At 47.7% G+C, this 24078-nt stretch carries 21 protein-coding genes; 14 read left to right on the top strand and 7 right to left on the bottom strand.

The features are described from left to right. Positions 1–52: 52 nt before the first annotated feature. A complete protein-coding gene (locus tag BLS03_RS12300; RefSeq protein WP_093274205.1) occupies positions 53–2635 on the bottom strand; it encodes a penicillin-binding protein 1A in 2583 nt (860 codons plus the stop codon). A gap of 141 nt (positions 2636–2776) precedes the next feature. Between BLS03_RS12300 and pilM the strand changes: the two genes are divergently transcribed. The 14 genes from pilM to BLS03_RS12230 all read left to right on the top strand — a co-directional run bounded on the left by pilM (position 2777) and on the right by BLS03_RS12230 (position 18947). Beyond that, positions 2777–3712, top strand: a complete 936-nt coding sequence (gene pilM, locus BLS03_RS12295; protein ID WP_093274203.1) for a type IV pilus biogenesis protein PilM — start codon at positions 2777–2779, stop codon at positions 3710–3712. After that, positions 3696–4268 (top strand): PilN domain-containing protein, encoded by a 573-nt coding sequence (locus BLS03_RS12290; RefSeq protein WP_093274200.1) that lies wholly within the window; start codon positions 3696–3698, stop codon positions 4266–4268. Before pilM ends, BLS03_RS12290 begins: the two co-directional genes overlap by 17 nt. Further along, on the top strand, positions 4265–4846 hold the full coding sequence (locus BLS03_RS12285) for a type IV pilus inner membrane component PilO (protein WP_093274198.1): 582 nt from the start codon (positions 4265–4267) through the stop codon (positions 4844–4846). The genes BLS03_RS12290 and BLS03_RS12285 overlap by 4 nt, the downstream gene beginning before the upstream one ends. Beyond that, entirely contained in the window at positions 4843–5337 is a 495-nt protein-coding gene (locus BLS03_RS12280; protein ID WP_093274195.1) for a pilus assembly protein PilP, read from the top strand. Before BLS03_RS12285 ends, BLS03_RS12280 begins: the two co-directional genes overlap by 4 nt. Positions 5338–5372: 35 nt before the next feature. After that, positions 5373–7088: a type IV pilus secretin PilQ gene (locus tag BLS03_RS12275; protein ID WP_093274191.1), complete on the top strand. Its 1716-nt coding sequence runs from the start codon at positions 5373–5375 to the stop codon at positions 7086–7088. Positions 7089–7261: 173 nt separating this feature from the next. After that, positions 7262–7780, top strand: a complete 519-nt coding sequence (gene aroK / locus BLS03_RS12270) for a shikimate kinase AroK (RefSeq protein WP_093274188.1) — start codon at positions 7262–7264, stop codon at positions 7778–7780. Positions 7781–7809: 29 nt separating this feature from the next. Further along, positions 7810–8898 carry a 3-dehydroquinate synthase gene (aroB, locus tag BLS03_RS12265; protein WP_093274186.1) on the top strand — a complete coding sequence of 363 codons (1089 nt, stop codon included), beginning with the start codon at positions 7810–7812 and terminating at the stop codon, positions 8896–8898. A gap of 139 nt (positions 8899–9037) precedes the next feature. After that, the gene (locus BLS03_RS12260; RefSeq protein ID WP_093274183.1) at positions 9038–10639 is read left to right on the top strand and encodes an AAA family ATPase; all 1602 of its coding nucleotides are present in this window, start codon (positions 9038–9040) and stop codon (positions 10637–10639) included. Positions 10640–10709: 70 nt separating this feature from the next. Continuing rightward, complete coding sequence (locus tag BLS03_RS12255) at positions 10710–11582, top strand: Dam family site-specific DNA-(adenine-N6)-methyltransferase (protein WP_245696672.1); 873 nt, start codon at positions 10710–10712, stop codon at positions 11580–11582. Between the two features lie 78 nt (positions 11583–11660). Further along, positions 11661–12332: a ribulose-phosphate 3-epimerase gene (gene rpe, locus BLS03_RS12250; RefSeq protein ID WP_093274181.1), complete on the top strand. Its 672-nt coding sequence runs from the start codon at positions 11661–11663 to the stop codon at positions 12330–12332. Positions 12333–12394: 62 nt separating this feature from the next. Then, positions 12395–13087 carry a phosphoglycolate phosphatase gene (locus BLS03_RS12245; protein ID WP_093274178.1) on the top strand — a complete coding sequence of 231 codons (693 nt, stop codon included), beginning with the start codon at positions 12395–12397 and terminating at the stop codon, positions 13085–13087. A 111-nt stretch (positions 13088–13198) separates the two neighbouring features. Next, positions 13199–14215, top strand: coding sequence for a tryptophan--tRNA ligase (trpS, locus tag BLS03_RS12240; RefSeq protein WP_093274176.1), 1017 nt, complete (start codon positions 13199–13201; stop codon positions 14213–14215). A 342-nt stretch (positions 14216–14557) separates the two neighbouring features. Beyond that, complete coding sequence (locus BLS03_RS12235) at positions 14558–17221, top strand: ExeM/NucH family extracellular endonuclease (protein ID WP_093274174.1); 2664 nt, start codon at positions 14558–14560, stop codon at positions 17219–17221. Between the two features lie 313 nt (positions 17222–17534). Further along, on the top strand, positions 17535–18947 hold the full coding sequence (locus BLS03_RS12230; RefSeq protein WP_093274172.1) for a sugar porter family MFS transporter: 1413 nt from the start codon (positions 17535–17537) through the stop codon (positions 18945–18947). Positions 18948–19040: 93 nt separating this feature from the next. On the opposite strand, the gene fis is transcribed toward BLS03_RS12230, so the two are convergent. From fis to aroQ, 6 genes are all read right to left on the bottom strand, one after another. Then, positions 19041–19337 carry a DNA-binding transcriptional regulator Fis gene (gene fis / locus BLS03_RS12225; RefSeq protein ID WP_000462885.1) on the bottom strand — a complete coding sequence of 99 codons (297 nt, stop codon included), beginning with the start codon at positions 19335–19337 and terminating at the stop codon, positions 19041–19043. 23 nt (positions 19338–19360) lie between these two features. Continuing rightward, positions 19361–20329, bottom strand: coding sequence for a tRNA dihydrouridine synthase DusB (dusB, locus tag BLS03_RS12220; protein ID WP_093274169.1), 969 nt, complete (start codon positions 20327–20329; stop codon positions 19361–19363). A gap of 138 nt (positions 20330–20467) precedes the next feature. Next, complete coding sequence (gene prmA / locus BLS03_RS12215) at positions 20468–21355, bottom strand: 50S ribosomal protein L11 methyltransferase (protein WP_093274168.1); 888 nt, start codon at positions 21353–21355, stop codon at positions 20468–20470. A 131-nt stretch (positions 21356–21486) separates the two neighbouring features. Next, positions 21487–22830 (bottom strand): acetyl-CoA carboxylase biotin carboxylase subunit, encoded by a 1344-nt coding sequence (gene accC, locus BLS03_RS12210; protein ID WP_093274165.1) that lies wholly within the window; start codon positions 22828–22830, stop codon positions 21487–21489. Positions 22831–22844: 14 nt separating this feature from the next. Beyond that, positions 22845–23303: an acetyl-CoA carboxylase biotin carboxyl carrier protein gene (gene accB / locus BLS03_RS12205; RefSeq protein WP_093274162.1), complete on the bottom strand. Its 459-nt coding sequence runs from the start codon at positions 23301–23303 to the stop codon at positions 22845–22847. Between the two features lie 62 nt (positions 23304–23365). After that, the gene (aroQ, locus tag BLS03_RS12200; RefSeq protein ID WP_093274158.1) at positions 23366–23818 is read right to left on the bottom strand and encodes a type II 3-dehydroquinate dehydratase; all 453 of its coding nucleotides are present in this window, start codon (positions 23816–23818) and stop codon (positions 23366–23368) included. Positions 23819–24078: the final 260 nt, after the last annotated feature.

Here is a 24078-nt window from a genome sequence, read left to right as displayed (position 1 = left end):
GGGTTGGCAATCGCCAACCCTTTTTGGTGTTTGAACCATGATATTGCTAGGATTAGAACAGCTCTTCTGATGGTGATTCAGAGTAGATGCTGTCGGTAATATCGTCGCTTTGATACTCAGTTGGCTCAGTGCCTTCTTTAAAGTATTCAAACATCGAACTGCTGTCCGATTTCTTCGACAACAGACCTGAATCGCGGTCAATGCGCGCACGCACAATGTGCGGCGGAATTTGTTTGCTTTTCTCTGGGGTATTCGCCAATGCAACGCGCATAAAGTCAATCCATGCCGGTTGAGCGGTTTTCGCCCCTGCTTCGGCGCCAGAGATTTGGTCTTTGCCTAAGTTGGAGTTTGGTGTTGTACGGCCAAGTGCACGGTTATGGTTATCAAAACCTACCCATGCTGAAGCTACAATGCCAGGGCCGTAGCCGTTATACCAAGCATCTTTAGAATCGTTAGTGGTACCAGTTTTACCACCGATATCGCGGCGATCCAGCGCTTGAGCACGCCAACCTGTACCGTTCCAACCCGTACCATGGCTCCAGTCGCCGCCACCCCAAATATTGCTAAACATCATCTCACGAACCAAGAACGCGGTTTGCGGTGAAATCACTTGCTTGGCATGTTGTACTACTTCGCTATTGATATCTTGCTCGTTAAAGTCGCCTTGTTGAGTCACGCTTTGATCGCAGTTATCGTCACGGCAGATGGTGTTGACTTGCTCTTTGTAGTCGATTTCGCCAAATGGTGTTTCAACGCGGTCGATGTAGTGTGGTTCTACGTAGTAACCGCCGTTGGCAAAGACCGAAATACCTTGCGCCATTTTAACTGGCGATAAGCTACCCGCACCCAGCGCGATGGTTTCTGAGCGTGGTAAACGTGATTTATCAAAGCCGAAACGAGTCAGGTAGTCACGAGTTTTGTCCAAACCTACCGCGCGCAACACGCGAACGGCCATAACGTTTTTCGATTGTGCTAAGCCGATGCGAAGACGAGTCGGGCCGCCGTAAGTTGGTGGCGAGTTTTTCGGACGCCACGCTGTACCTTGGCTCTCATCCCACTGGTTAATCGGTGCATCGTTGATCAAGCTTGCCAGTGTCATACCGTTATCCAGCGCTGCTGAATAAATGAACGGTTTGATACTTGAGCCGACTTGACGTTCAGACTGAGTCGCACGGTTGAACTTATTGTGGACGAAGTTAAAGCCACCGACCAAAGCTTCAATCGCGCCGTTTTCTGGGTTCATTGCCACAAATGCTGTATTCGCATTTGGTACTTGGCTTAAACGCCAGTGAATCGGAGCTTGTTCGATGGTTTCGCCGTTGTCTTGGCGCTGTTCTAGCTCTTCTTCTTCCACATCGGCGACTTGTGGCTGTTGGTTTTCGTCGATAGCGACGGTTTCACCACGTACCCAAATTTGTTCGCCGACTGCGATAATTTCGCTGCTGTCACTTGGCGCAGGACCTTGACGATCATCGGTGAGGAATTTACGCGCCCACTTCATGCCGTCCCAATCCAGCGTCTGTTCGCCGTGATTTTTCACCCATACTTGGGCGCTTTTATCGCTTACAGCGGTAACCACGGCAGGAACCAATTTGCCGTAAGTTGGCACGCTTTTCAGGTGCTGCTCAATCTCTTCAGTCGACATTGGTGTTTGATCTGCTTTCCACAGCACTTTCTCTGCGCCGCGGTAGCCGTGACGTTCGTCATAGCTAATCAGGTTGTTCACCGCGGCTTTGTTAGCAGCAGCTTGCATTTTTGAATCGACAGTGGTGTAGATGCTAAGACCTGAGTCATACACATCGTCACCATAATGTTCAACCGCCCAAGCGCGCGCCAATTCTGCTACATAAGGTGCGTGAAGTTGAATTTCAGCGCCGTGGTAGCGAGAAACGAGCGTCTCTGCTTTCGCTTGTTGGTACTCTTCCTGAGTGATGTATTTCTCATCCAACATACGACCTAACACCACGTTACGGCGGTTGGTGGCACGCTCAAGAGAGTACAGCGGGTTCATGCTTGATGGTGCTTTTGGTAAACCAGCGAGAGTGGCAATTTCACTCAGGTCGAGATCTTTTAAGTCTTTACCAAAGTAAACGCGAGCTGCAGCGCCAAAACCGTAGGAACGATAGCCTAAGAAAATCTTGTTGATGTACAGCTCCATGATCTCTTGTTTGGTCAGCAGCTGTTCAATATGAATGGCAATAAAGACTTCTTTCACTTTACGCATCAGCTTCTTCTCGTTTGATAAGAAGAAGTTACGAGCAAGCTGCTGAGTAATGGTACTCGCCCCTTGTTTGGCAGAGCCCGACATCAAAACCACGACGGCTGCACGAGTAATACCAATTGGGTCAACCCCTGGGTGCTCATAGAAGCGGCTATCCTCGGTGGCGATTAATGCATCGATAAGATGTTGAGGAATGTCTTCATACTTGACTGGAATACGGCGTTTTTCACCGAACTGTGAGATTAACTTGCCATCTTCACTGAAAACCTGCATCGGAGTTTGGAGTTTGACGTCTCTAAGCGTGGCAACGTCAGGCAGACTAGGTTTGACGTATAAATAGAGGCCAAAAATTGTACCGACTCCAAGAATCATGCAAATCAGTATGAAAATAAAAAATCGCTTTATGAACTTCACCGGAGAATCCCTGATTAGTTTCGGCTTGCTATATGCAAACCCTTGTACTCTAAGCTAAAACTTAGCTCAAAATTGTATTTGTGCTAAATGGTGCGCCCATTTAAACACAAGAGCCAAGCCATTAGTATGGAGCTGAGCTAAATGGGTAGATCAATGATCACTGGCATCGACTTAGGTCATCGCGCAATTCGCGCCGTGACGCTAAAGCCAAACGGCAATCATTTTTTGCTTATGGACTATCGAGAATTGCCAGTAGAAGCGGGTATTTTCTCTGATAACCCCAAGCAAAATTATCAGGAAATTGTAAAGAAACTCAAAGAACTAAGGAAGGGGCTGCCTTTATTTAGCCGCCGAGTCTCGTTAGCGGTACCTGATAACTCAGTAATTAATAAATTAATACAGGTAGATAGCCAACTCATCGCACCAGATCTCGAATTTGCGATCGCTCATGCTCTATCTCAGCAATCGACATTGGCCATGGATGAAGTTGAGTTTGATTATGTCCCTGTGTGTGAGCCAAGCCCTTTATCCGATCATGCAAGCTATCAAGTTTATGCGACCAAGAGTGACTTGATCGAAAACCTGCAAACTTGGCTGCGAGGGGCGGGATTTCAACCCGTGATGTTGGACACCAAAGCGCGAAGCTTAGTTCAACTCTGGCAGTTACAGGCCTCAATCTATCAGCGCTGCGACTATTTACTCCTCAATCTGGAACCACATCAAGCGCAACTCGCGATCGATTTTTTTGATGCTGCTCCATTTATGCGCAGCTTTGCTTGGCGTGAGCATAGCTTAGTCGAGGAGCTAAAACGCACCATTGAGCGTTTATTGGCGCAGCATGATTGCTCAATTTCCGGTGTGTGGCTGTGCGGTGAAGCCGCCGATAGCGAAACATTGAGTTTAACGCTGAGTGACAAGTTACAACTGCCTTGTATTCAGGTCGCGTTAACGGATTTGGTCAAGCAAGAGAAAGCGTTGCAATCTTCGCTTTGCCTGAGCGGTGCATACGGCCTCGCTACTGGATTAGCACTGCGAGCTTTTAGCTGGCTGGGACGGGACGATGCTGGACAACATTAATCTGCTGCCTTGGCGAGAAATGGCTCGCCGCCGTTATAAACGCCAATTTTGGACCTGTTTTGTTGCCGCTATGCTAGTGATATTGCTTGTGGTTTGGGGCATTGGCGCTGTGCTTGATGGGCAGGTTACTCTGCAAAACCAGCGTGTCGCGACTCTTAATCAGTATTTACGCGATCAGCAAAGCGAGCAAAGCCATTACCAGCAACGTCAGCAGCGTTATCAGTTATTAAACGAGCAATTACAGACCCTACAACGTTTTCATCACCAACAACATGCCCCAATTCAGGTGATGACATTACTTACCCGCTTGATTAGCGATGGTGTGTATCTCGATAAGCTCGAAGTCAACCGCAACCGAGTATCGTTAGCGGGAATAAGCGACTCGACTCAAAATTTAACTAGCACGGTTAGCCAGCTTGAGAGTAATGAGCGGGTGGCTGAGCTCAAGATTCATCGCATCGAACATGATTCAATGCGCTTTAGGCAGCGTTATGCCCGTTTTGAGTTGTCTTTTACATTGCAATCGCGTGCTGTGATTCAAGGTGGCGAGCAATGAGTCAGCTTTTACACTGGAACCTTGAAGACATTGCCGATTGGCCGCGCGCGCATCAAAGTTTGGCGATTTTGCTGTTTGGACTGATGTGTTTTGGCGTTGCGGGTAAGTTTTACCTTGAGCCCAAGCTCAATCAACTTAACGCAGCCAAGCAGCAAGAAAACGTATTAAGCCGCCAGTTTAGCGCGCTGAATAAACAAGCCGAAAAGTGGCGTATGCTGGAAACCGAGCTCGCGGTTAGCGAAACAAAAGCTGAACTGCTGGCGAGCAAACTCAAGTCTCCTTACCAGCAGGCTGCGGTTGTTGACGCAATTAATCGCCACGGTCACGAATATGGCCTTACGTTTGAGCAGATTCGCTGGGGCAAAGTTCAAGCGGACAATGGCTATGTGCGCCAAGGCATAACGATTGAGTTGCAGGGTGACTACCACGCTATTGGCAAATTTATCGCCGCACTGGCAGCGCTGGACTATCTGATTGTGTTTGAGCATTCCACTTGGCAGCGAGCCTCAGCCAATGCATCACGGCTTAAGTGGCGTGCTCAGGCTTATTTATACCAAGTGATGCAGGAGCAGCCATGATCAATCGTGTCCCGATTTTGGTTATCTCAACCTTGTTGCTCATAGCCTGCCGCGCTCAGCAAACGCCGCTTCTGCTTCCGAACAAGGTCGACGTTAATCCTACATCGACAGTGCCGATATTCACTCTTGGCGCAGTGAGTTATCCGTTTCAGCTTGAGCGTTCACCTTTTTCAACGCCTAACGGTCAGTTTGAACAACAAGAGCAACTATTAGCATCGTGTCAACCAAAGCCTGAGAACGCGGCTAAGCCGCCGACTTCGGCATACAATCGTTACCCTTTGGCTGAACTGATATTTCAAGGCGTGATACGTAACTCAACCAGCCGAGTCGCGCTTTTTTCGCTGCCAAGTGGCGAGGTAGTGGCAGTAAAAGCAGGGCAGCGGATTGGCGCTGAATATGCGCAGCTTACGAGCATTGAGGCTGAGCAAATCGCGCTGAAGCTCAGCTGTGATTCGCCAGTGGTGACTTGGTCGCTAACCAATCAACAATAAATCAAATCAACAATAAATCAAAACGGATGGAACCGATGATAAAACCTTGTCAGGCTTATTGGCGAATGGCCTTGGTTGTTTCTCTACTGTGGCCTTGTTGGGCGTTGAGTCAGAGTCTCAATCAGTTGCAACAAATTGATTTTCAATTAGATCCGCAGCGTCATGCGCAGGTGGTATTAAGGTTAAGTAACGCCAATGTGGTGGTCGATGCGAAAAAACAGCCACCAGGGCTGGTGGTGAATTTGCCTAACACCCAAGTGAGTAACCAACAATTGCAGCTGTTACAGGTGAGTGATTTTGCCACTTTGGTGACCAGTATTGAGGTCAGTCGAACCGAACTCGGCAGCAAACTGACTATCAACACGACAGATGATTTTAGCTTTCATCACGCGCTACTTGGCAACACGTTACACTTAACCTTAGCGCCGCAAGCGTCAAAGCCTCTGTTTGCAAGCCTTGAGCGAATGTCGATGAATTTTCAAGATATTGAGCTCAGGCGCGCGCTGCAATTGGTCGCCGACTATAACGATTTTAATCTCGTGGTATCCGACAGTGTGGCAGGCAATCTGACGCTGCGTCTTGATGACGTACCTTGGCCGCAAGTGTTTGATTTAATTCTGCAAGTCAAAGGTTTGAAGAAACATCTGCAAGGTAATGTGGTGCTGGTGACGACATCAACGGATACCAGCGTCACTTCAGCGGTGCAAACGCCAATGGCAACTAAAGTCATACGGCTGAATTACGCCAAAGTCGACGAGATTGCTACCATGCTGGCGGGAAGTCCGCATCCAAGTTTGTCCTCGCCGATGGCAACGCAAAGTCCCGAGCCTCAAAGCGCACCATTATTGCTGCCAGTCACGGGCACGGCTTCAGCACTGTTAACGGCGCAAGGCTCTTTTGCCGTCGATCCTAGAACCAATACCGTGGTGCTGCGCGACACGCCAGCGCAACTTGAGGTGGTGAGTGAAATGATCAAAGCGCTCGATGTGCCGGTTAAGCAAGTCCAGATAGAAGCGCGAATTGTGTCGCTTAGTGAAGGCAGTCTTGACGAACTCGGCGTACGCTGGGGCGTGATGGCGCAACATGGTGAGACTCGCGTCGGTGGTTCTATCGAGGCTAACCATCCATTGGCTGGCACCACCGATGAGATCAATCTAGACCAAGTGCTTAATGTTAATCTCGCCGCAACAGCGGCTAATACCTCGTCAATCGCATTTCAAATTGCAACTTTGGGAACCAATACCTTGCTAGACTTGGAGTTGTCGGCGCTGCAAAGTGAATCCAAAGCAGAGATTATCTCTAGTCCCAGCTTACTTACTACCAACAAACAGCCAGCGTATATCGAGCAAGGCACAGAAATACCGTACGTTGAATCGGCTTCGAGTGGCGCAACATCAGTCGCGTTTAAAAAGGCGGTGCTGAGCTTAAAAGTGACGCCGCAAATTACACCTAACAATCGCTTAGTCTTGGATTTAAGCGTGACTCAGGATAGACCCGGTGAAGTGGTTAAAACGGGCACTGGAGAAGCGGTGGCGATTCACACTCAGCGCATTGGTACTCAAGTGTTAGTGAGCAGTGGTGAAACTGTGGTGCTGGGTGGAATTTATCAACATAGTTTTAGCGATACGCTCGATAAGGTTCCGTTGTTGGGGGATTTACCCATAGTTGGCTCATTATTTCGCCGTAGTTATCAAAAAATGGGGAAAAGTGAACTACTTATCTTTGTAACACCGAAAGTTGTCACTCAGTAAATATAATAAAATCGAAAATAAATTTGCATTAGTGACACCTTATCTAGATAATTTCGGGTCTTATCACGAATTATCTGTGAGGAATAGGTGCCACAAGCACTTTTTATCGCCAGTCAAACACTGGCCATCTTGTGGCGATGTCATTGAATTAACGTTGTAAATTACTGCTTAACATGGCTGAGAAACGCAATATTTTCCTTGTTGGCCCTATGGGTGCCGGCAAAAGCACAATTGGTAGACACCTTGCTCAACAACTGCATATGGAGTTTGTTGATTCTGATACTGTGATCGAAGAGCGCACTGGCGCCGATATCGCTTGGGTATTCGACGTGGAAGGTGAAGAAGGCTTCCGTATTCGCGAGGAAAGAGTGATCAACGACCTGACCGAAGAACAAGGTATTGTTCTGGCTACAGGCGGTGGTTCAATCAAAAGCAAAGAAAACCGCAATCGCCTGTCTGCCCGCGGTATTGTGGTGTATTTAGAAACAACTATCGAGAAGCAACTTGCGCGCACGAACCGTGACAAGAAGCGTCCATTATTGCAAACCGACAATCCACGCGAAGTTCTCGAAGAATTGGCCGGTGAGCGCAACCCTCTTTACGAAGAAATCGCAGATTATACCGTTCGTACCGACGATCAAAGTGCAAAAGTGGTAGCCAACCAGATCGTAAAAATGCTAGAAGAAAGCTAAGTCGTTTTTATCTAGATTTGGAGAATACCATGGAACGGATTACGGTCAGCTTAGGCGAACGTAGCTACCCAATTTCAATCGGTGCCGGATTATTTAATGATCCGGCCCACTTTTCTTTCTTACCTGCTAATCAAAAAGTGGTTGTCATCAGTAATGTGACAGTCGCGCCTCTTTACGCTCAAACCATTATTAATCAGCTGAAGCAGCAAGGTTGCCAACCGTCTTTGCTTGAACTGCCGGATGGTGAAAAGTACAAATCACTCGATACCTTTAACTTAGTGATGAATTTCCTGCTGGAAGGCAACTATAGCCGTGATGTGGTGATCGTCGCATTGGGTGGTGGTGTGATCGGCGATCTGGTTGGGTTTGCTGCGGCATGTTACCAACGTGGTGTCGACTTCATTCAGATTCCAACCACTCTGCTTTCACAAGTTGATTCTTCAGTGGGGGGCAAAACCGCGGTCAATCATCCTCTGGGTAAAAATATGATTGGTGCGTTTTACCAACCTAAATCGGTGATCATTGATATCGACTGCCTTAAGTCTTTGCCTGAGCGAGAATTTGCGGCGGGCATGGCCGAAGTCATCAAGTACGGCATCATTTATGACAGCGAGTTTTTTGACTGGTTGGATAACAACATGGATGCGCTGTACGCTTTGGATGAAACCGCATTGACGTATGCGATTGCTCGTTGCTGCCAAATCAAGGCCGAAGTGGTCGCGTTAGACGAAAAAGAGTCAGGTATTCGCGCATTGCTGAACCTAGGTCATACATTTGGTCATGCTATAGAGGCCGAGTTAGGTTATGGTAATTGGTTACATGGTGAGGCAGTTTCATCAGGTACAGCAATGGCGGCAAAAACCGCTCAGCTTCAAGGTCTTATCAGTGAAGAGCAAGTCGAAAAAATTGTCTCTATACTGAAAAGAGCTCGTCTGCCAGTCCACACACCGGAAAGCATGTCTTTTGCTGATTTCATGCGTCATATGATGCGCGACAAGAAAGTCCTTGCTGGTGAACTGCGGTTGGTATTACCCACAGACATTGGGCGTGCTGAAGTGGTCAAAGGAGTGCCTGAGTCAGTAATTCAACAAGCAATTGATGACTGCCGCACACTCTGAGTTTACTTCACGAAAGTACTGATTTTACTTCGCAAAAGTACCGGTGTTTTCACAAGTACCGAGTTTACTTTGCCAGTAGCATGAGTCAGTAATCGTTCCATGGTAAGTGAAAGTACAATAAGTCAGTAGGATGACGTCAATGAATGTAACGCATCAACCTCGCGTGTTGGAGCTTGATACTCAAACGGATCTTTTAGAAAGATTACGACTATTAACCAATTATGGTTCTAATTTTGTCACTGTGGGTGGCGCCTATGGTTCAGGAAAAACCTGGCTGGCGCAGCGTTACTTAGAAGCATGGGCACAAGACAAAAATCAGTCTTTGCTCATGTGTCATCCTAGCCAAGATGACGAATCGCGCCGTAGTACGGTGCTGACTCAACTTCTCTCCGAACCCCTGTTTAATCCTCACGACAGCCTAGTCGATAGTTTTTCACGCCTGATGAAAGATCAAAGTTGCAGCATTGTGATTGTGGTCGATGATGCTCATCTGCTTAGTGAGACACTGCTGTCGGAATTGTGGATGCTGGTGCTGGAAGCACAAAATACCCCGAAATGGGATATCAGCGTGGTGATGTTTGCTCAGGAAAATACTCTGGAGCCGCTGTTAACTCGTCTGAGTTATGGGCAAGAGCATAAACCGATCGATTTGGAAGTCGAGCCGTTAAGTCGCGATGATGCCGACAGATTCTTTGAACAACTCGTGATACGCTTTGTCGAAGACAACATGGAAAAGCGGGTTAGAAACGCTTATCGTAAAGCAGGACGTTTACCGGGAGAAATTATGGCGTTGGGTGAGCAAAAGCCTGAGAAGCGAATTGTCATTCGTTCGATTGTCGGGTCGCCATTTATGATCAGTACGATCATTTTATTATTATTAGTTGTCATTGGTGGTGGTTATTGGTGGATGATGACCAAACAGCCATCAGCGCAGCAAAAAGCTCAGCAAATCGAGCGCCAAATGGAACAAACCGTGATTCCAACCTTGGATTCATCGAACTCTCCTGACAACAACATGGAAAACGTCGAGGCGTCGCTCTCCAATTCATCAGATGATGGTGCGGATGATGACTCGGCCGCTCTGCCGCCAGATGTGACCAGTAGCACGACCAGCGTTGATAGTCAGGGCAATGGTCAGCAACGAGTGGTCATCACTTCGGATGTAGTTGATGCACTGCTTGATGGCAAACCAGAAGAAGTCGACACATCGGCAATTGGTCAAGCCATCGACGCAGCGAAGTTGCAAGCGCCACAAGTGGCGAAAAGCGAGGCCGAGCCAACCTTAACGCCAATCGATCCCGCTGCTTTGCCAGAACCTAGCGCCGCTCAAGAAAAAGCGCCGGCACCAGTTGAAGTTGCGACAACCGCTAGCACTGAACCTGAGAGCCCGGAGCCTGCTGCAGAAGCAACACCACAAGCGCCACAAACCGTGATCACTTTCTCTTATACTCGCGAAGCGTTAAAAGCGTTTTCTCCACGTAGCTATACGTTGCAGCTAGCGGCGTTAAGCTCAGTGGAAGAAGTGCAGCAGTTCCTCGACCGCCATAAGCTTAAAAACAACATTTACATCTACCCAACCGTACGTAACGACGTCGATTGGTTTATTGTTTCGTTTGGTAACTTCCCAACCATTCAGCTTGCGCGCGATGCAGTAACGACCTTGCCAGCAGATGTTCAAAAGCTTGAACCTTGGGCAAAATCGTTAAGTCAGGTACATCGTGAGATCGACCGAGTGAAATAACGCTGAGCTGAGGAATAAAATATGTTACATTTCGCAGCCTTAATTTGCGGTTGATAGATAAGAACAGTTAATGAAGAAGCAGCGGGCGTTCCTTAAGTGGGCGGGTGGAAAATACGGTCTGGTTGAAGATATACAACGTCATTTACCAGAGGCGCGCAAATTGGTGGAACCTTTTGTCGGCGCAGGGTCTATTTTCCTCAATACCGATTACGAACACTATTTGCTGGCGGATATTAACCCCGACCTTATCAATCTGTATAACTTACTTAAACAGCAGCCAGAGCTCTATATTAGCGAGGCTAAGCGTTGGTTTGTGGCTGAAAATAACCGCAAAGAAGCCTACTTGGATGTGCGCAGCCAGTTTAATCAAACCAACGATGTGTTGTATCGTTCGTTAGCTTTTCTGTATATGAACCGCTTTGGTTTTAACGGCTTGTGTCGTTACAACAAAAAAGGCGGTTTTAACGTGCCGTTTGGCTCGTATAAAAAACCGTACTTCCCTGAACAAGAGCTGGAGTTCTTTGCTGAAAAGGCTAATAAAGCCACGTTCGTGTGTGAAAGCTACCCAGAAACCTTTAAGCGTGCGCGCAAAGGCAGTGTGATTTACTGTGATCCACCGTATGCGCCGCTCTCCACTACCGCGAATTTCACCTCGTACGCAGGCAACGGTTTCTCTCTTGATGACCAAGCTGCGCTGGCGGATGTGGCGGAACGTTCTGCCAGAGAACGCGGTATTCCGGTGCTTATCTCCAATCACGACACCACCTTAACTCGCCGTTTGTACCATGGCGCTGAGCTCAATGTGGTTAAAGTCAAACGCACCATCAGCCGTAATGGCGCTGGGCGCAATAAAGTCGATGAGTTGCTGGCACTGTTTAATCCACAAACCATTGATACATTGCTGACCAACTCCGCGCATAATTCCGGGCTCACGCAAAACTAGGATCTCAACGCCGCCTTAGGTAGAATCGAATTTCACTGTTTCAACATTGATGCGATTTATTTGCCATAGAGGTTAGGTATGAAAGATTTTCTGATTGCTCCATCGATTTTGTCCGCCGATTTTGCGCGTTTGGGCGAAGATGTCGAAAAAGTACTCGCTGCGGGTGCCGATGTGGTGCACTTTGACGTGATGGACAACCACTATGTGCCCAACCTGACTTTTGGTGCGCCAATCTGTAAAGCGCTGCGTGACTATGGCATTACGGCGCCGATTGACGTGCATTTAATGGTTAAACCGGTTGACCGCATCATTCCTGATTTTGCCAAAGCTGGCGCGTCGATGATCACCTTTCACGTCGAAGCCTCTGAGCACGTTGACCGCACCCTGCAATTAATTAAAGAGCACGGCTGTAAAGCCGGCGTGGTACTTAACCCAGCCACACCACTGAGCTGCCTTGACTACATCATCGACAAAGTCGACATGATTTTGTTGATGTCGGTAAACCCAGGCTTTGGCGGCCAATCTTTCATTCCTCATACTCTGGATAAATTGCGCGCGGTACGTGAACGTATCGATGCCTCAGGTCGTGAAATTCGCCTTGAAATCGACGGCGGCGTCAAAGTCGACAACATTCGTGAAATCGCGGAAGCCGGTGCTGATATGTTTGTGGCTGGCTCTGCGATTTTCGGTCAACCCGATTACCAAGCCGTGATTGATGAGATGCGCGCTCAGCTTGCTGAAGTGCAGTAACGATTAAACACATAAACATAACCGCCATCATCACGCGCAACACTTTCAATTAGGATACTGTTTTGAGCTCAACTTTAGACAACATCAAACTGATCGCATTCGATCTCGACGGTACGCTACTCGATAGCGTGCCAGACTTAGCCGTGGCGGCTGACCAAGCAGTGCAGCAACTCGGATTTTCGGCGGTAACCGAAGCGCAGGTACGCGACTATGTCGGCAATGGCGCTGACATTTTAATTGGTCGCGCTCTGAGTCAAAGCCTTACGGTTGACCCGCAACTCGACGATGCACTTAAGCACCAAGCGCGCGAATTGTTCGATGAATATTACGCCGCAACTGGGCACAAACTCAGCCACTTATACGCCAACGTAAAAAGCACTCTACAAGCGCTCCATAAAGCGGGCTATACCTTGGCGGTGATCACCAATAAGCCGTCGCGTTTTGTGCCGGATATTCTTGCTCAGCACGGCATTGCGGAACTGTTTAGCGATGTGCTTGGCGGTGATGCATTTGCTGACAAGAAACCTAATCCGGTGGCGCTCAATTGGCTGTTGGAAAAACACCAATTAACCGCGCCGCAAATGTTGATGGTCGGTGATTCGAAAAATGACATTCTTGCTGCGCGCAATGCAGGGTGTCGCTCGTTTGGTTTGACTTATGGTTACAACCACGGTGAGCCGATTGCCAACGCTGGTCCAGACTTTGTCGCAGACGACATTGCCGATCTGCTTAACTTGGTTCTCGTTTCTGCATAAACCGCTGAAAAGAGCTAGCAAAATACTCACTAATGAGTACACTGCTTAAACCGTGCAACCTTGGTGCACGGTTTTTCATTTAACGATTAAGAAGTCAAAGGAATCATTCTCATGAGCAAACCCATCGTATTGAGTGGTGTTCAACCGTCAGGTGAACTAAGTATCGGTAACTACTTGGGTGCTCTCCGTCAATGGCAACAGATGCAAGATGATTACGATTGCCACTACTGTGTCGTCGACCTTCACGCAATCACGGTTCGTCAAGATCCGCAGGCGCTGCATGAAGCGACATTAGATGCACTGGCTATTTGTCTTGCTGTTGGTGTTGATCCGAAAAAGAGCACGCTATTTGTTCAGTCACATGTACCAGAGCATGCTCAATTAGGTTGGCTTCTTAACTGTTACACCCAGATGGGTGAGCTGAACCGCATGACGCAGTTTAAAGACAAATCAGCACGTTACGCGAACGATGTGAACGTTGGTTTGTACGATTACCCAGTACTGATGGCGGCGGATATTCTGCTTTACCAAGCCAATCAAGTGCCGGTCGGCAGCGATCAGAAGCAGCATCTAGAGCTCGCGCGTGATATCGCGACTCGCTTTAACAATATCTACAGCCCAGATGCGCCGATTTTCACCATTCCTGAGCCGTACATTCCGCAAGTGAATGCGCGCGTAATGAGCCTTCAGGATGCGACTAAGAAAATGTCGAAATCGGATGATAACCGTAAGAACGTCATCACTTTGCTGGAAGAGCCAAAATCGATCATTAAGAAGATCAACAAGGCGCAGACAGATACTGAAACTCCGCCACGTATCGCTCACGATGTTGAGAACAAAGCGGGGATTTCAAACTTAATGGGGCTGTACTCCGCCGCGACCGGTATGAGCTTTGCGGAAATCGAAGCCAAATACCAAGGTGTTGAAATGTATGGTCCATTTAAGAAAGATGTCGGTGAAGCTTTGGTGGCCATGCTTGAGCCAGTTCAAGCAGAATATCGTCGTATTCGTGAAGATCGTGCTTACTTAGATTCGGTCATGAAAGCCGGTGCTGAAAAAGCGTCACAAGAAGCAAGCAAGACACTTGAGCAAGTATTTAAAGCCATTGGCTTTGTTTCACGCGCATAAGGCGAATAACAATACAGAAAGCCCAGCTTATGCTGGGCTTTTTTGTGCCTAAAATTTACTTTTCTAGTAAGAAAGTTTATTTAAATCAGTATGTAACATAAATGTCGCTTTCCTATCTTACCCTTAATGTTGAAATTCTGATCAAATCATAATTATCAAATTATTCAATGAGATCTAACTCTCGCTAACTTGGATGTTCAGTTTGATTTTTCAGCAATAACTTGAACACTCATTACGCAAATTGTTTTTGCAGACTTATTTTTTGTGACATGGAAGCGCTTTTTACGCCAAACCAGCAAGCAACTGTTTGGTGCGAAGTGGTAGGAAGCCAACGGGGAAACTATGGAAAGTAAATGGGCTAGAAGCCTGACAGCGCTGGCTGTCGGAACGTGTATGACCACATCTGCGTATGCTGAGGTGGTGATCTCTCAATATGTGGAAGGCAGCAGCTATAACAAGGCAATTGAAATTGCCAATACTGGCGATGAAGCCGTGACTTTAACGGGCTATGGTATCGCCAAGCAGTCCAATGGTGGCTCATGGGGCAGCGAAACCAGCTTGGATGGCGTGACCATTGCCGCTGGCGATGTGTATGTGGTAGCCAACTCAAGTGCCAGCGACGAGATTCTCGCACTCGCCGATTTAACGGAAAGTTCGATCACCAGTTTTAATGGCAATGACGCGATTGGTTTGTATTTAGATGGCGAGTTAGTGGACGTGGTCGGGACGGTCGATAGCTCTGATGATTGGGGTAAAGATGTCACCTTAGTGCGTTATAGCGATGCGCTGACGCCAAGTGCTACATACGATTCATCGCAGTGGCAAAGCCTAGACAAAGACGATATCGATGGCTTGGGTTCGCTGGATGAAGTGGAACAAGGCGAGGCCTTTACCTGTACCCTTGATGATGGCAGCACGCCAACATTCACTTCGATTCACGATATTCAGGGTGAAGGTGCAACCTCACCCTACATTCCCGATGATGCTTACATCAGTGATGATGAGTATTACGTAAAAGGCGTTGTCAGCGCAGTCACCACCAGTTTAACCAAAGGCTTTTATCTGCAAGCGCTGCAAGACGACAATAACCCCAAGACTTCGGAAGGTTTGTTTGTGTATACCAATCAATCCAGTTCGGATCTTGAGCCGGGTGATGTGGTGTGCGCCAAAGGTAATATTCAAGAGTATTACAATTTAACTCAGCTGGTGGCGGAAGATAGCCAGTGGGAGAAATTGAGTGAGCAAGATGCGCCAGAGGCGCAAGAGATCGAAATGATCGACAGCGACGAAAGTTTTGCTGATACCTTGGAGCGCTATGAAGGCATGTTGGTCAAAACCACCTCAGACTTAGACATGCGCGTCACTCGTACTTTTAGCTACGACTACGACTCGTATCGCAACAATATGGTTCTTGCTCATGGCGAGCTGAATATGCAGCCAAACCAGCAGCATGTTGCAGGCTCTGATGCTTCTTTGCAAGCGAGCGAAGATAACGCCAATCGCCGTCTGTTTGTTGAATCCGACAGTAAAACTTCAACGGCCAGCATTCCTTACTATGCAGACTTTGGGCTTACTGATGCCGATCAAGATGGTTCAACCGAAGACTACATTCGCATCAATGATACGGTTGTTGGTATGCAAGGGGTCATATCATACAGCTACAGTGAATACCGCTTGATCGTGACTAACGATCTGACCAGTGACAATTTCGTCCACAACTCAGACCGTACAGCGGCACCAACCGTTTCCAGTGATGGCGATCTGCGTATCGCCAGCTTTAACGTGCTTAACTACTTTAACTCGCCATACGGTGGGGATGAAAACCAATACGGTGACAACCGCGGCGCTGACAGCTATGAAGAGTTTGAAGTCCAACAAGCGAAAATCGTCAAAGCGATTTCGGCTCTCGATGCCGACATCGTTGGCTTGATGGAAATTGAAAACAACGGCTTTGGTGAGGGCGGCGCAATCACCCAGTTGGTGGAACAGCTGAATGCCAGTATTAGTGACGAGTCTGATCAGTACACGTTTGTGGCGGTCGATTCCAATGATGATGGAGTGACCGATGAAGACGATTCGGTGGGCACCGATGCCATCGCAGTTGGCGTGATTTATCGCCCAAGCGTGGTGACACTAACCACGTCTCGCGTGATTAACATGCCATATCAAGACGCACCGGCAGTTTACGATGAAGAGGGCGATGTCGAAGAAGATGGCGAAAACTATCAACGCGATACCTTGGCGCCGACCTTTACCTTAGTCGATGGCGGTGAAAGCATTACCGTCGCCGTTAACCATTTGAAATCTAAAGGTTCGACTTGTTGGGAAGATGTCGCGTCAACCGAAGAAGGTGGTCAAGGCGGTGAAGATGCTGATTTCCAGGGCTCATGTGAAAACTTTCGCGTTGCTGGTGCGGTAGCACTTGGTGATGCGCTGGCTGCGATTGATGGTCACAAAGTGATTCTGGGTGATATGAACTCCTATGCCAAAGAAGATCCGATTTTAGTTCTCACTGACTACAGCGCAGAAAAGTATGGCAAAACCATTACCGCAGCGCGCAACACCTATATTGATGGCGTCGAGCAGTTTGGCGACGATGGCGCAGTCATCACCACTAGCTATGGCTACATCAATGCGGTTGAACTGTTCCACGATGATAGCTGGAGCTACTCATATAATGATGAAGTCGGTACTCTTGACCACTTACTGGTGAGCCCAAGCTTGCAAGAGTATGTTGTCGATGCCAATGATTGGCATATCAACGCGGCAGAATCGACAGTGTTTGATTACAACGATGAGTACAAAGGCGATGATTTCCCTAAATACAGCGATGTTTACCGCGCCTCTGACCACGACCCAGCCGTACTGGAGTTAAGTTTTTCATCCAGCGATGACACGGGGACTGAAACCGGTTCTGAGGATGATAACGATACTCTCGCGGGTTCAATGGGAGGCAGCGTAATCCTGAGTCTGATGCTATTGATGGCTTGGCGTCGCCGAGCTTAAGCATCCTAAGCAAATGCGTTAAGGCGCCAAATTTTGTTGTATCACTGACCAAACCTAAGCCCAACTGGCGTAATGCCGTTGGGCTTTTTTATGCGAATTATGCTTAGAAAAAGTTGTTTGTGAATTTATATTCACAGCTTTGAATTATCGAGAATCTATAATTTAGTGGCTAAATTTTCATCTTTTATATGTTTTATTTGGCTAAATAAATACATAGAAGCGCTCACTTTGCCACTGTGAGAGTTAAGCAAGTGTTTCCATATTCAAGTTGGCTGATTATCTAACCACCCTATTGATAAGGAATAATTATAATATGCTTAATTACAACACGCTTGTTTCTGTTGCTGCGTCCTTGGCTGGGCTGCTATTTGGTTTGGATATTGGGCTTATATCCGGCGCGTTACCTTTTATTACGAATGAATGGTCAATCACCATTCATCAACAAGAGTGGATCGTCAGTACCATGATGCTTGGTGCAACGCTTGGCTCGATTTCAAACAACTGGCTTTCTGCCATTCTTGGCCGCAAACGCAGTTTAATGTGGGGCGGCATTATCTTTGCGCTTGGCACCCTAGGCTGTACCTTTGCATCGAACATTGAAGTGATGTTGGTCTTTCGCGTTGTCCAAGGTTTTGCGATTGGTATCGCCTCGTTTGCTGCGCCTTTGTATCTTTCTGAAATGTCAGATAAATCCGTGCGTGGTCGCCGCATCGCGACTTATCAGCTGATGGTCACGGTGGGGATATTGTTGGCGTTTCTTTCGGATACTTGGTTTGCTCAAACTGGCAATTGGCGCATGATGTTTGCAGTGCTGTTGATTCCAACCGCGATTTTGGTGGTATCGGTGTATTTTATACCGCGTTCACCACGCTGGTTAGCTTCTCGTGGCTATATGCAAGAAGCTCAGCAAGTATTGCTTACCCTGCGTATGGACGAACGTGCGGCGAGCACAGAATTTCAAGAAATTATTGCCAGCTTAAAAGTGAAGCAGTCTGGGTTTGCGCTGTTTAAAGCCAACAAGAACTTTCGTCGCAGTGTTGGGCTTGGCATTGCATTGCAGTTTATGCAGCAATTTACTGGTATGAATATCTTGATGTACTACGCGCCAAAGATTTTTGAGATGGCGGGTTTTACCAGCAATATGCAGCAGATGTTTGGCACAGTATTGGTTGGTGTGGCTTTTGTTGCTGCCACCTTTATCGCGATTGCTATGGCCGACAGTTGGGGACGTAAACCAGCGCTCAAAATCGGTTTTACTGTGATGGGTCTTGGCATGTTCTGCTTAGGGTTATTGCTTAAATCGGTTCTCACAGGCCATGCGCCGGTGTATTTCTCTTACTTAGCTGTGGTAACCGCCATTGTGTGTATTTGCGGCTATGCGATGAGTGCAGCGCCTATGGTGTGGATTCTTTGTTCGGAAGTGCAACCGCTCAAAGGCCGTGATTTTGGTATTGCCTGCTCAACCACCATGAACTGGATTTCCAACATGGTTCTTGGTGCTACTTTCCTAACGTTGCTAAACGGTATCGGCACGGCGCAGACGTTCTGGTTGTATGCAGTGTTTAACTTTATCTTTGTTGCAGTCACCGTGTTGTTCGTACCGGAAACCAAAGGGGTGACACTGGAGTCGATAGAAGCCAACCTGATGGCCGGCAAAGAGCTGCGCTACATTGGTTTATCACAGCAGGAGCAAGAGGGCTTAAAATCGCAGCACGCTCACTCTTAGATAGCTGAATTACTGGCGCGTACCCCAAGCACCAAACAAAGAAAAAGCCACCTTAGAGGTGGCTTTTTAATTTACAAAAATTCGGGCTGAATTTTAGTTCATGCCGTATTTTTTCAATTTCTTACGAAGAGTACCGCGGTTGATGCCCATCATAGTTGCTGCGCGAGTTTGGTTACCGCGAGTGTACTGCATGATGGTGTCTAATAGTGGCTGTTCAACTTCAGCTAAAACTAACTCATAAAGCTCAGTGACTTCTTGGCCATTCAGTTGAGCAAGGTAGTTTTTAAGAGATGCTTTAACAGAGTCACGTAAAGGCTTCTGCGTAATTTGATCTTGTGACGTTACTGTCGTTACTGTTAATGCTTCTGAAGTCAGATTTTGTTCGAACATATTCGGTCTAGCTCTTCTCTTAATTATGATGCAACGTTATCAAAATAACCTTCCAGCACCTCAAGTTGCTCGTTGGCGACTTCAAGTGCGTTGAAGGTACGGCGAAACTCACTCGCTTGTTCATGCTCTTTTAGGTACCAACCCACGTGCTTACGCGCGATGCGAGGGCCTAAATACTCTCCATAAAATTCATGCAAAGCGTGAACGTGACCAAGCAAAATGCTTTTTACTTCCGTAACCGGAAGCTCTGGCATTGTGGTGCCGTTTTCCAAATAGTGGCGGATTTCCTGGAAAATCCATGGTCGTCCTTGGGCAGGACGACCAATCATTAAAGCGTCGGCGCCAGTGTAATCCAGCACATGCTTCGCCTTTTCTGGGCTATCGATATCACCGTTAGCGATAACCGGAATTGAAATGGCTTGCTTCACCGCTTTAATGCTGTCGTATTCGGCCTCACCTTTGTACATACAAGCCTTAGTTCTGCCATGGAGAGCAAGAGCTTGAATGCCGCAGTCTTCGGCTAATTTAGCGATATGGACACAGTTTTTGTTGTCGGTGTCCCAGCCAGTACGGGTTTTCAATGTCACAGGAACATCGACCGCATCCACTACGGTTTTCAGAATCTCTTCCACAAGTTCTGGAAACTTTAGCAGCGCGGAGCCGGCTAGCTTCTTATTCACTTTTTTGGCAGGGCAACCCATGTTGATATCGATGATTTGAGCACCGTTCTCAACGCTGAATTGCGCTGCTTCTGCCATCAACTGCGGATCGGCACCGGCAATTTGTACCGAGCGAATGCCCGACTCGCCTTCGTGTACCATGCGCTGTTTCGACTTTGACGTTTTCCACAGTTTTGGGTTTGACGACATCATTTCACTGACAGCCATTCCCGCACCATATCGAAGACACAACTCTCTAAACGGTCTGTCGGTCACACCCGCCATCGGGGCTACGATCAGGTTGTTAGTTAGTTGGTAATTTCCGATTTTCAAAACGTCGTCGCAGTTGTGTAGCAGTAAGGGCGCGCATTTTACGCATTTTTTCGGTGCGTGAAAAGACTATTATTTGAGCATTTACAATTTGTTTTTGTAAATAGTATGTTTTTCAATCAATTAACGCGCAAACTCTTGTTATCCTTGTTTGCTACCTGAGATGCGACACCACTCATTTTGCTCTTTTATGCTGTCAAGAGAAAATTCGTCGCGGTAGTAATCAGCGACATCTTGCGCTTGAGTATCGAGTACGCCAGACATGGCTAAAACGCCGCCGGGTTTGACCAAGCCTTTAATCACTGGTGACAGTTCGCGAAGTGGGCCAGCAAGAATGTTGGCGACGACCACGTCGGCGATCAAATCTTGTGGCTGATCTTGCGGTAGGAAGACGTTGAGTTGCTCAGCAACGCCATTACGCTCTGCGTTGTCTTTAGACGCCAGCAGCGCTTGTGGATCGATATCGATACCAATCACTTGCTCGGCGCCTAACTTAATCGCCGCGATGGCGAGAATGCCAGAACCACAGCCGAAATCGATCACGGTTTTGCCGGCTAGGTCCAAGCCCTCTAACCACTCAAGACATAGCGCGGTGGTTGGGTGAGTACCTGTGCCAAAGGCAAGGCCCGGATCAAGCATGACGTTGATGGCATCCGGTTCAGGGATCTCGCGCCAGCTTGGGCAAATCCACAGGCGTTCGCCAAACTTCATCGGGTGGAAGTTATCCATCCATTCGCGTTCCCAGTCTTTGTCTTCAAGCTGCTCAACTTTATAGGCGAAATCTTGCGCGAGAAGGCCGCTGGCGGTAATTTGTTCAATAACCCACTTACTATCCGCTTCGGCGTCATACAGCGCTAAAATGTCGGTGTCGCCCCATAAACGGGTCTCTCCCGGTAGGGGTTCAAATACCGGAGTATCTTGCGCATCTAAAAACGTCACCGATAGGGCGCCGGTTTCTTCCATTAGCATATCGCCGATCTGTTCGGCATTCGCGTTGGTTGCATTGAGTTTGATTTGAATCCAAGGCATGGCAATAGCTCTTTCAATGATTGAATTGGCGCAAAGTGTAGCAGAACTGTGCGCTGAGTTTGAATTTATATCGTGGGCAAATAAAAAATGCCCACCGAAGTGAGCATTTTGTTTACTGTCGAGGCTGGCAATTAGTGCATGCCCAACTTCTTCTCTAGGTAGTGGATGTTAGTACCACCGTGCTGGAAGTTTTCATCTTTCATGATCTCTTCCTGAAGAGGAATGTTGGTTTTGATGCCTTCGATGATCATCTCACCCAGTGCATTACGCATACGAGCAATGGCAACGTCGCGGTTTTCACCAAAGGTGATCAGCTTACCGATCATTGAGTCGTAGTGAGGAGGCACAGTGTAGCCAGAGTAGATGTGCGATTCCCAACGTACGCCCATACCGCCTGGAGAGTGGAAACGCTCGATCTTGCCTGGGCAAGGAAGGAAGCGCTCTGGGTCTTCGGCGTTGATACGACATTCCACAGCATGGCCGCGAATCTTGATGTCGTCTTGAGTGAACGATAGTGGTTGACCTGCGGCAACACGAAGTTGCTCTTTGATAAGGTCAACGCCAGTGACCATTTCAGTAACTGGGTGTTCTACCTGGATACGGGTGTTCATCTCAATGAAGTAGAACTCGCCGTTTTCGTACAAGAATTCAAACGTACCCGCACCGCGGTAGCCGATTTCCACACATGCTCGAGTACAACGTTCACCGATGTATTTACGCATCTCTTCAGTGATGCCTGGTGCTGGTGCTTCTTCAACCACTTTCTGGTGACGACGCTGCATTGAGCAGTCACGTTCACCTAGGTGGATAGCGCCGCCTTGACCGTCGGCAATCACTTGCACTTCCACGTGACGAGGGTTTTCTAGGAATTTTTCCATGTAAACCATGTCGTTGTTGAATGCTGCTTTTGCTTCTGCACGGGTCATAGCGATCGCTTGAACCAAGTCTTTCTCGCCGCGAACCACACGCATACCACGACCGCCGCCGCCGCCAGAGGCTTTGATGATCACTGGGTAGCCGATACGCTTAGCGTGGGCTTTGTTTTTTACTTCATCGTCGTCGAGAGGACCATCAGAGCCAGGTACACATGGAACGCCCGCTTTTTTCATTGCGTTGATAGCTGACACTTTGTCGCCCATCATGCGAATGGTTTCTGCTTTTGGACCAACGAAGATAAAGCCGCTGCGCTCAACTTGCTCAGCGAAGTCTGCGTTTTCTGATAGGAAACCGTAACCTGGGTGAATCGCAACCGCACCTGTCACTTCCGCCGCTGAAATGATGCGCGGAATGTTTAGGTAGCTGTCGATACCACGAGCTGGACCGATACAAATAGACTCGTCTGCAAGCAGAACGTGTTTTAAATCGCGGTCAGCGGTTGAGTGGACAGCAACGGTTTTGATGCCAAGTTCTTTACAAGCGCGAAGAATACGAAGTGCAATTTCACCTCGGTTCGCGATGACTACTTTGTCTAGCATAAGGCAAGCCCCGCTTATTCGATGACAACGAGAGGTTGGTCGAATTCAACTGGTTGGCCGTCTTCAACTAGGATTGCGGTCACAACGCCTGATTTGTCCGCTTCAATTTGGTTCATCATTTTCATTGCTTCAACGATACATAGAGTATCGCCAGCAGAAACTGATTGGCCCACTTCTATAAATGATTTCGACTCTGGGCTTGGAGAGCGGTAGAAAGTACCAACCATTGGAGAAAGAACTTGGTGACCCGCAGGTGCTGCTGGAGCAGGTGCCGCCGCAGGTGCTGCTTCTGCTACTGGAGCAGGTGCAGCAGCCACTGGTGCTGGCGCCGCTGCGTATTGCATAGGAGCCATTGGAGCAGGAACGCCGTTACGGCTGATGCGTACCGATTCTTCACCTTCAGAGATCTCTAGCTCGGCAATGCCCGACTCTTCAACTAATTCGATAAGCTTTTTAATTTTACGGATATCCATTTTTTCTTTCTCTTTTATCTTGTGAGTAAGACAGCCCCAATGAGGGCTGGGAGTGTCTGTGTTTACTTTGACTGCGTCAATTTATGTATGGCGGCAGTTAAAGCGAATTCGTAACCTTTAGCACCAAGACCGCAAATTACCCCAACGGCTTTATCCGAGAGGTAAGAGTGATGACGGAATGGCTCTCTTGCGTGGACGTTTGATAAATGCACCTCAATAAAAGGGATCGAAACGCCAAGCAACGCGTCGCGTAGTGCCACGCTGGTATGAGTAAATGCAGCGGGATTGATAATAATAAAATCCACTTTACCGTGAGCGGTATGTACCGCTTCGATAAGTTCATACTCACGATTGGATTGAAGGTGCTCTAATTCCACGCCAGCTTGCTGGGCTTGAGCCGATAAATTCTCTACAATATCAGTCAAGGTTTGTGAACCGTAATGAGTTGGCTCGCGTAATCCTAAAAGATTAAGGTTCGGACCGTTTAGGACTAGAATGCGTAACTTTGTTGACATTTTGCAGCTATCTTCCTTTATCGTGAGTTAAAACCGGATACTCCCACATTTTGTTCAAATCGGCATCTGTTTTAAATGAAAAACGTGTCGATTTTTAGAAATTGACTAAGATTATAGCCAATTCACAACAAATCGCAGCAATTTACTGGTCTAATGACCTGCTTTTCTCCCATTTGTTCCCTATTTTTGGTAAATCAATTTTCTGAACTTTGAACTGCGTTCGGAATTTGTACAGAGGGAAAAATGTTTCAATTCCTCAA

The organism is Vibrio xiamenensis, from assembly GCF_900100015.1.
Lineage (GTDB): Bacteria > Pseudomonadota > Gammaproteobacteria > Enterobacterales > Vibrionaceae > Vibrio > Vibrio xiamenensis.
This window is presented reverse-complemented; position numbering and strand designations above follow the sequence as displayed.

What these genes read in the sequence shown, in the direction of transcription:
- pilM (WP_093274203.1), top strand. Translation starts at nt 2,777, where the DNA reads ATGGGTAGATCAATGATCACTGGCATCGACTTAGGTCATCGCGCAATT.
- BLS03_RS12290 (WP_093274200.1), top strand. Translation starts at nt 3,696, where the DNA reads ATGCTGGACAACATTAATCTGCTGCCTTGGCGAGAAATGGCTCGCCGC.
- BLS03_RS12285 (WP_093274198.1), top strand. Translation starts at nt 4,265, where the DNA reads ATGAGTCAGCTTTTACACTGGAACCTTGAAGACATTGCCGATTGGCCG.
- BLS03_RS12280 (WP_093274195.1), top strand. Translation starts at nt 4,843, where the DNA reads ATGATCAATCGTGTCCCGATTTTGGTTATCTCAACCTTGTTGCTCATA.
- BLS03_RS12275 (WP_093274191.1), top strand. Translation starts at nt 5,373, where the DNA reads ATGATAAAACCTTGTCAGGCTTATTGGCGAATGGCCTTGGTTGTTTCT.
- aroK (WP_093274188.1), top strand. Translation starts at nt 7,262, where the DNA reads ATGGCTGAGAAACGCAATATTTTCCTTGTTGGCCCTATGGGTGCCGGC.
- aroB (WP_093274186.1), top strand. Translation starts at nt 7,810, where the DNA reads ATGGAACGGATTACGGTCAGCTTAGGCGAACGTAGCTACCCAATTTCA.
- BLS03_RS12260 (WP_093274183.1), top strand. Translation starts at nt 9,038, where the DNA reads ATGAATGTAACGCATCAACCTCGCGTGTTGGAGCTTGATACTCAAACG.
- BLS03_RS12255 (WP_245696672.1), top strand. Translation starts at nt 10,710, where the DNA reads ATGAAGAAGCAGCGGGCGTTCCTTAAGTGGGCGGGTGGAAAATACGGT.
- rpe (WP_093274181.1), top strand. Translation starts at nt 11,661, where the DNA reads ATGAAAGATTTTCTGATTGCTCCATCGATTTTGTCCGCCGATTTTGCG.
- trpS (WP_093274176.1), top strand. Translation starts at nt 13,199, where the DNA reads ATGAGCAAACCCATCGTATTGAGTGGTGTTCAACCGTCAGGTGAACTA.
- BLS03_RS12235 (WP_093274174.1), top strand. Translation starts at nt 14,558, where the DNA reads ATGGAAAGTAAATGGGCTAGAAGCCTGACAGCGCTGGCTGTCGGAACG.
- BLS03_RS12230 (WP_093274172.1), top strand. Translation starts at nt 17,535, where the DNA reads ATGCTTAATTACAACACGCTTGTTTCTGTTGCTGCGTCCTTGGCTGGG.
- fis (WP_000462885.1), bottom strand. Translation starts at nt 19,337, where the DNA reads ATGTTCGAACAAAATCTGACTTCAGAAGCATTAACAGTAACGACAGTA.
- prmA (WP_093274168.1), bottom strand. Translation starts at nt 21,355, where the DNA reads ATGCCTTGGATTCAAATCAAACTCAATGCAACCAACGCGAATGCCGAA.
- accC (WP_093274165.1), bottom strand. Translation starts at nt 22,830, where the DNA reads ATGCTAGACAAAGTAGTCATCGCGAACCGAGGTGAAATTGCACTTCGT.
- accB (WP_093274162.1), bottom strand. Translation starts at nt 23,303, where the DNA reads ATGGATATCCGTAAAATTAAAAAGCTTATCGAATTAGTTGAAGAGTCG.
- aroQ (WP_093274158.1), bottom strand. Translation starts at nt 23,818, where the DNA reads ATGTCAACAAAGTTACGCATTCTAGTCCTAAACGGTCCGAACCTTAAT.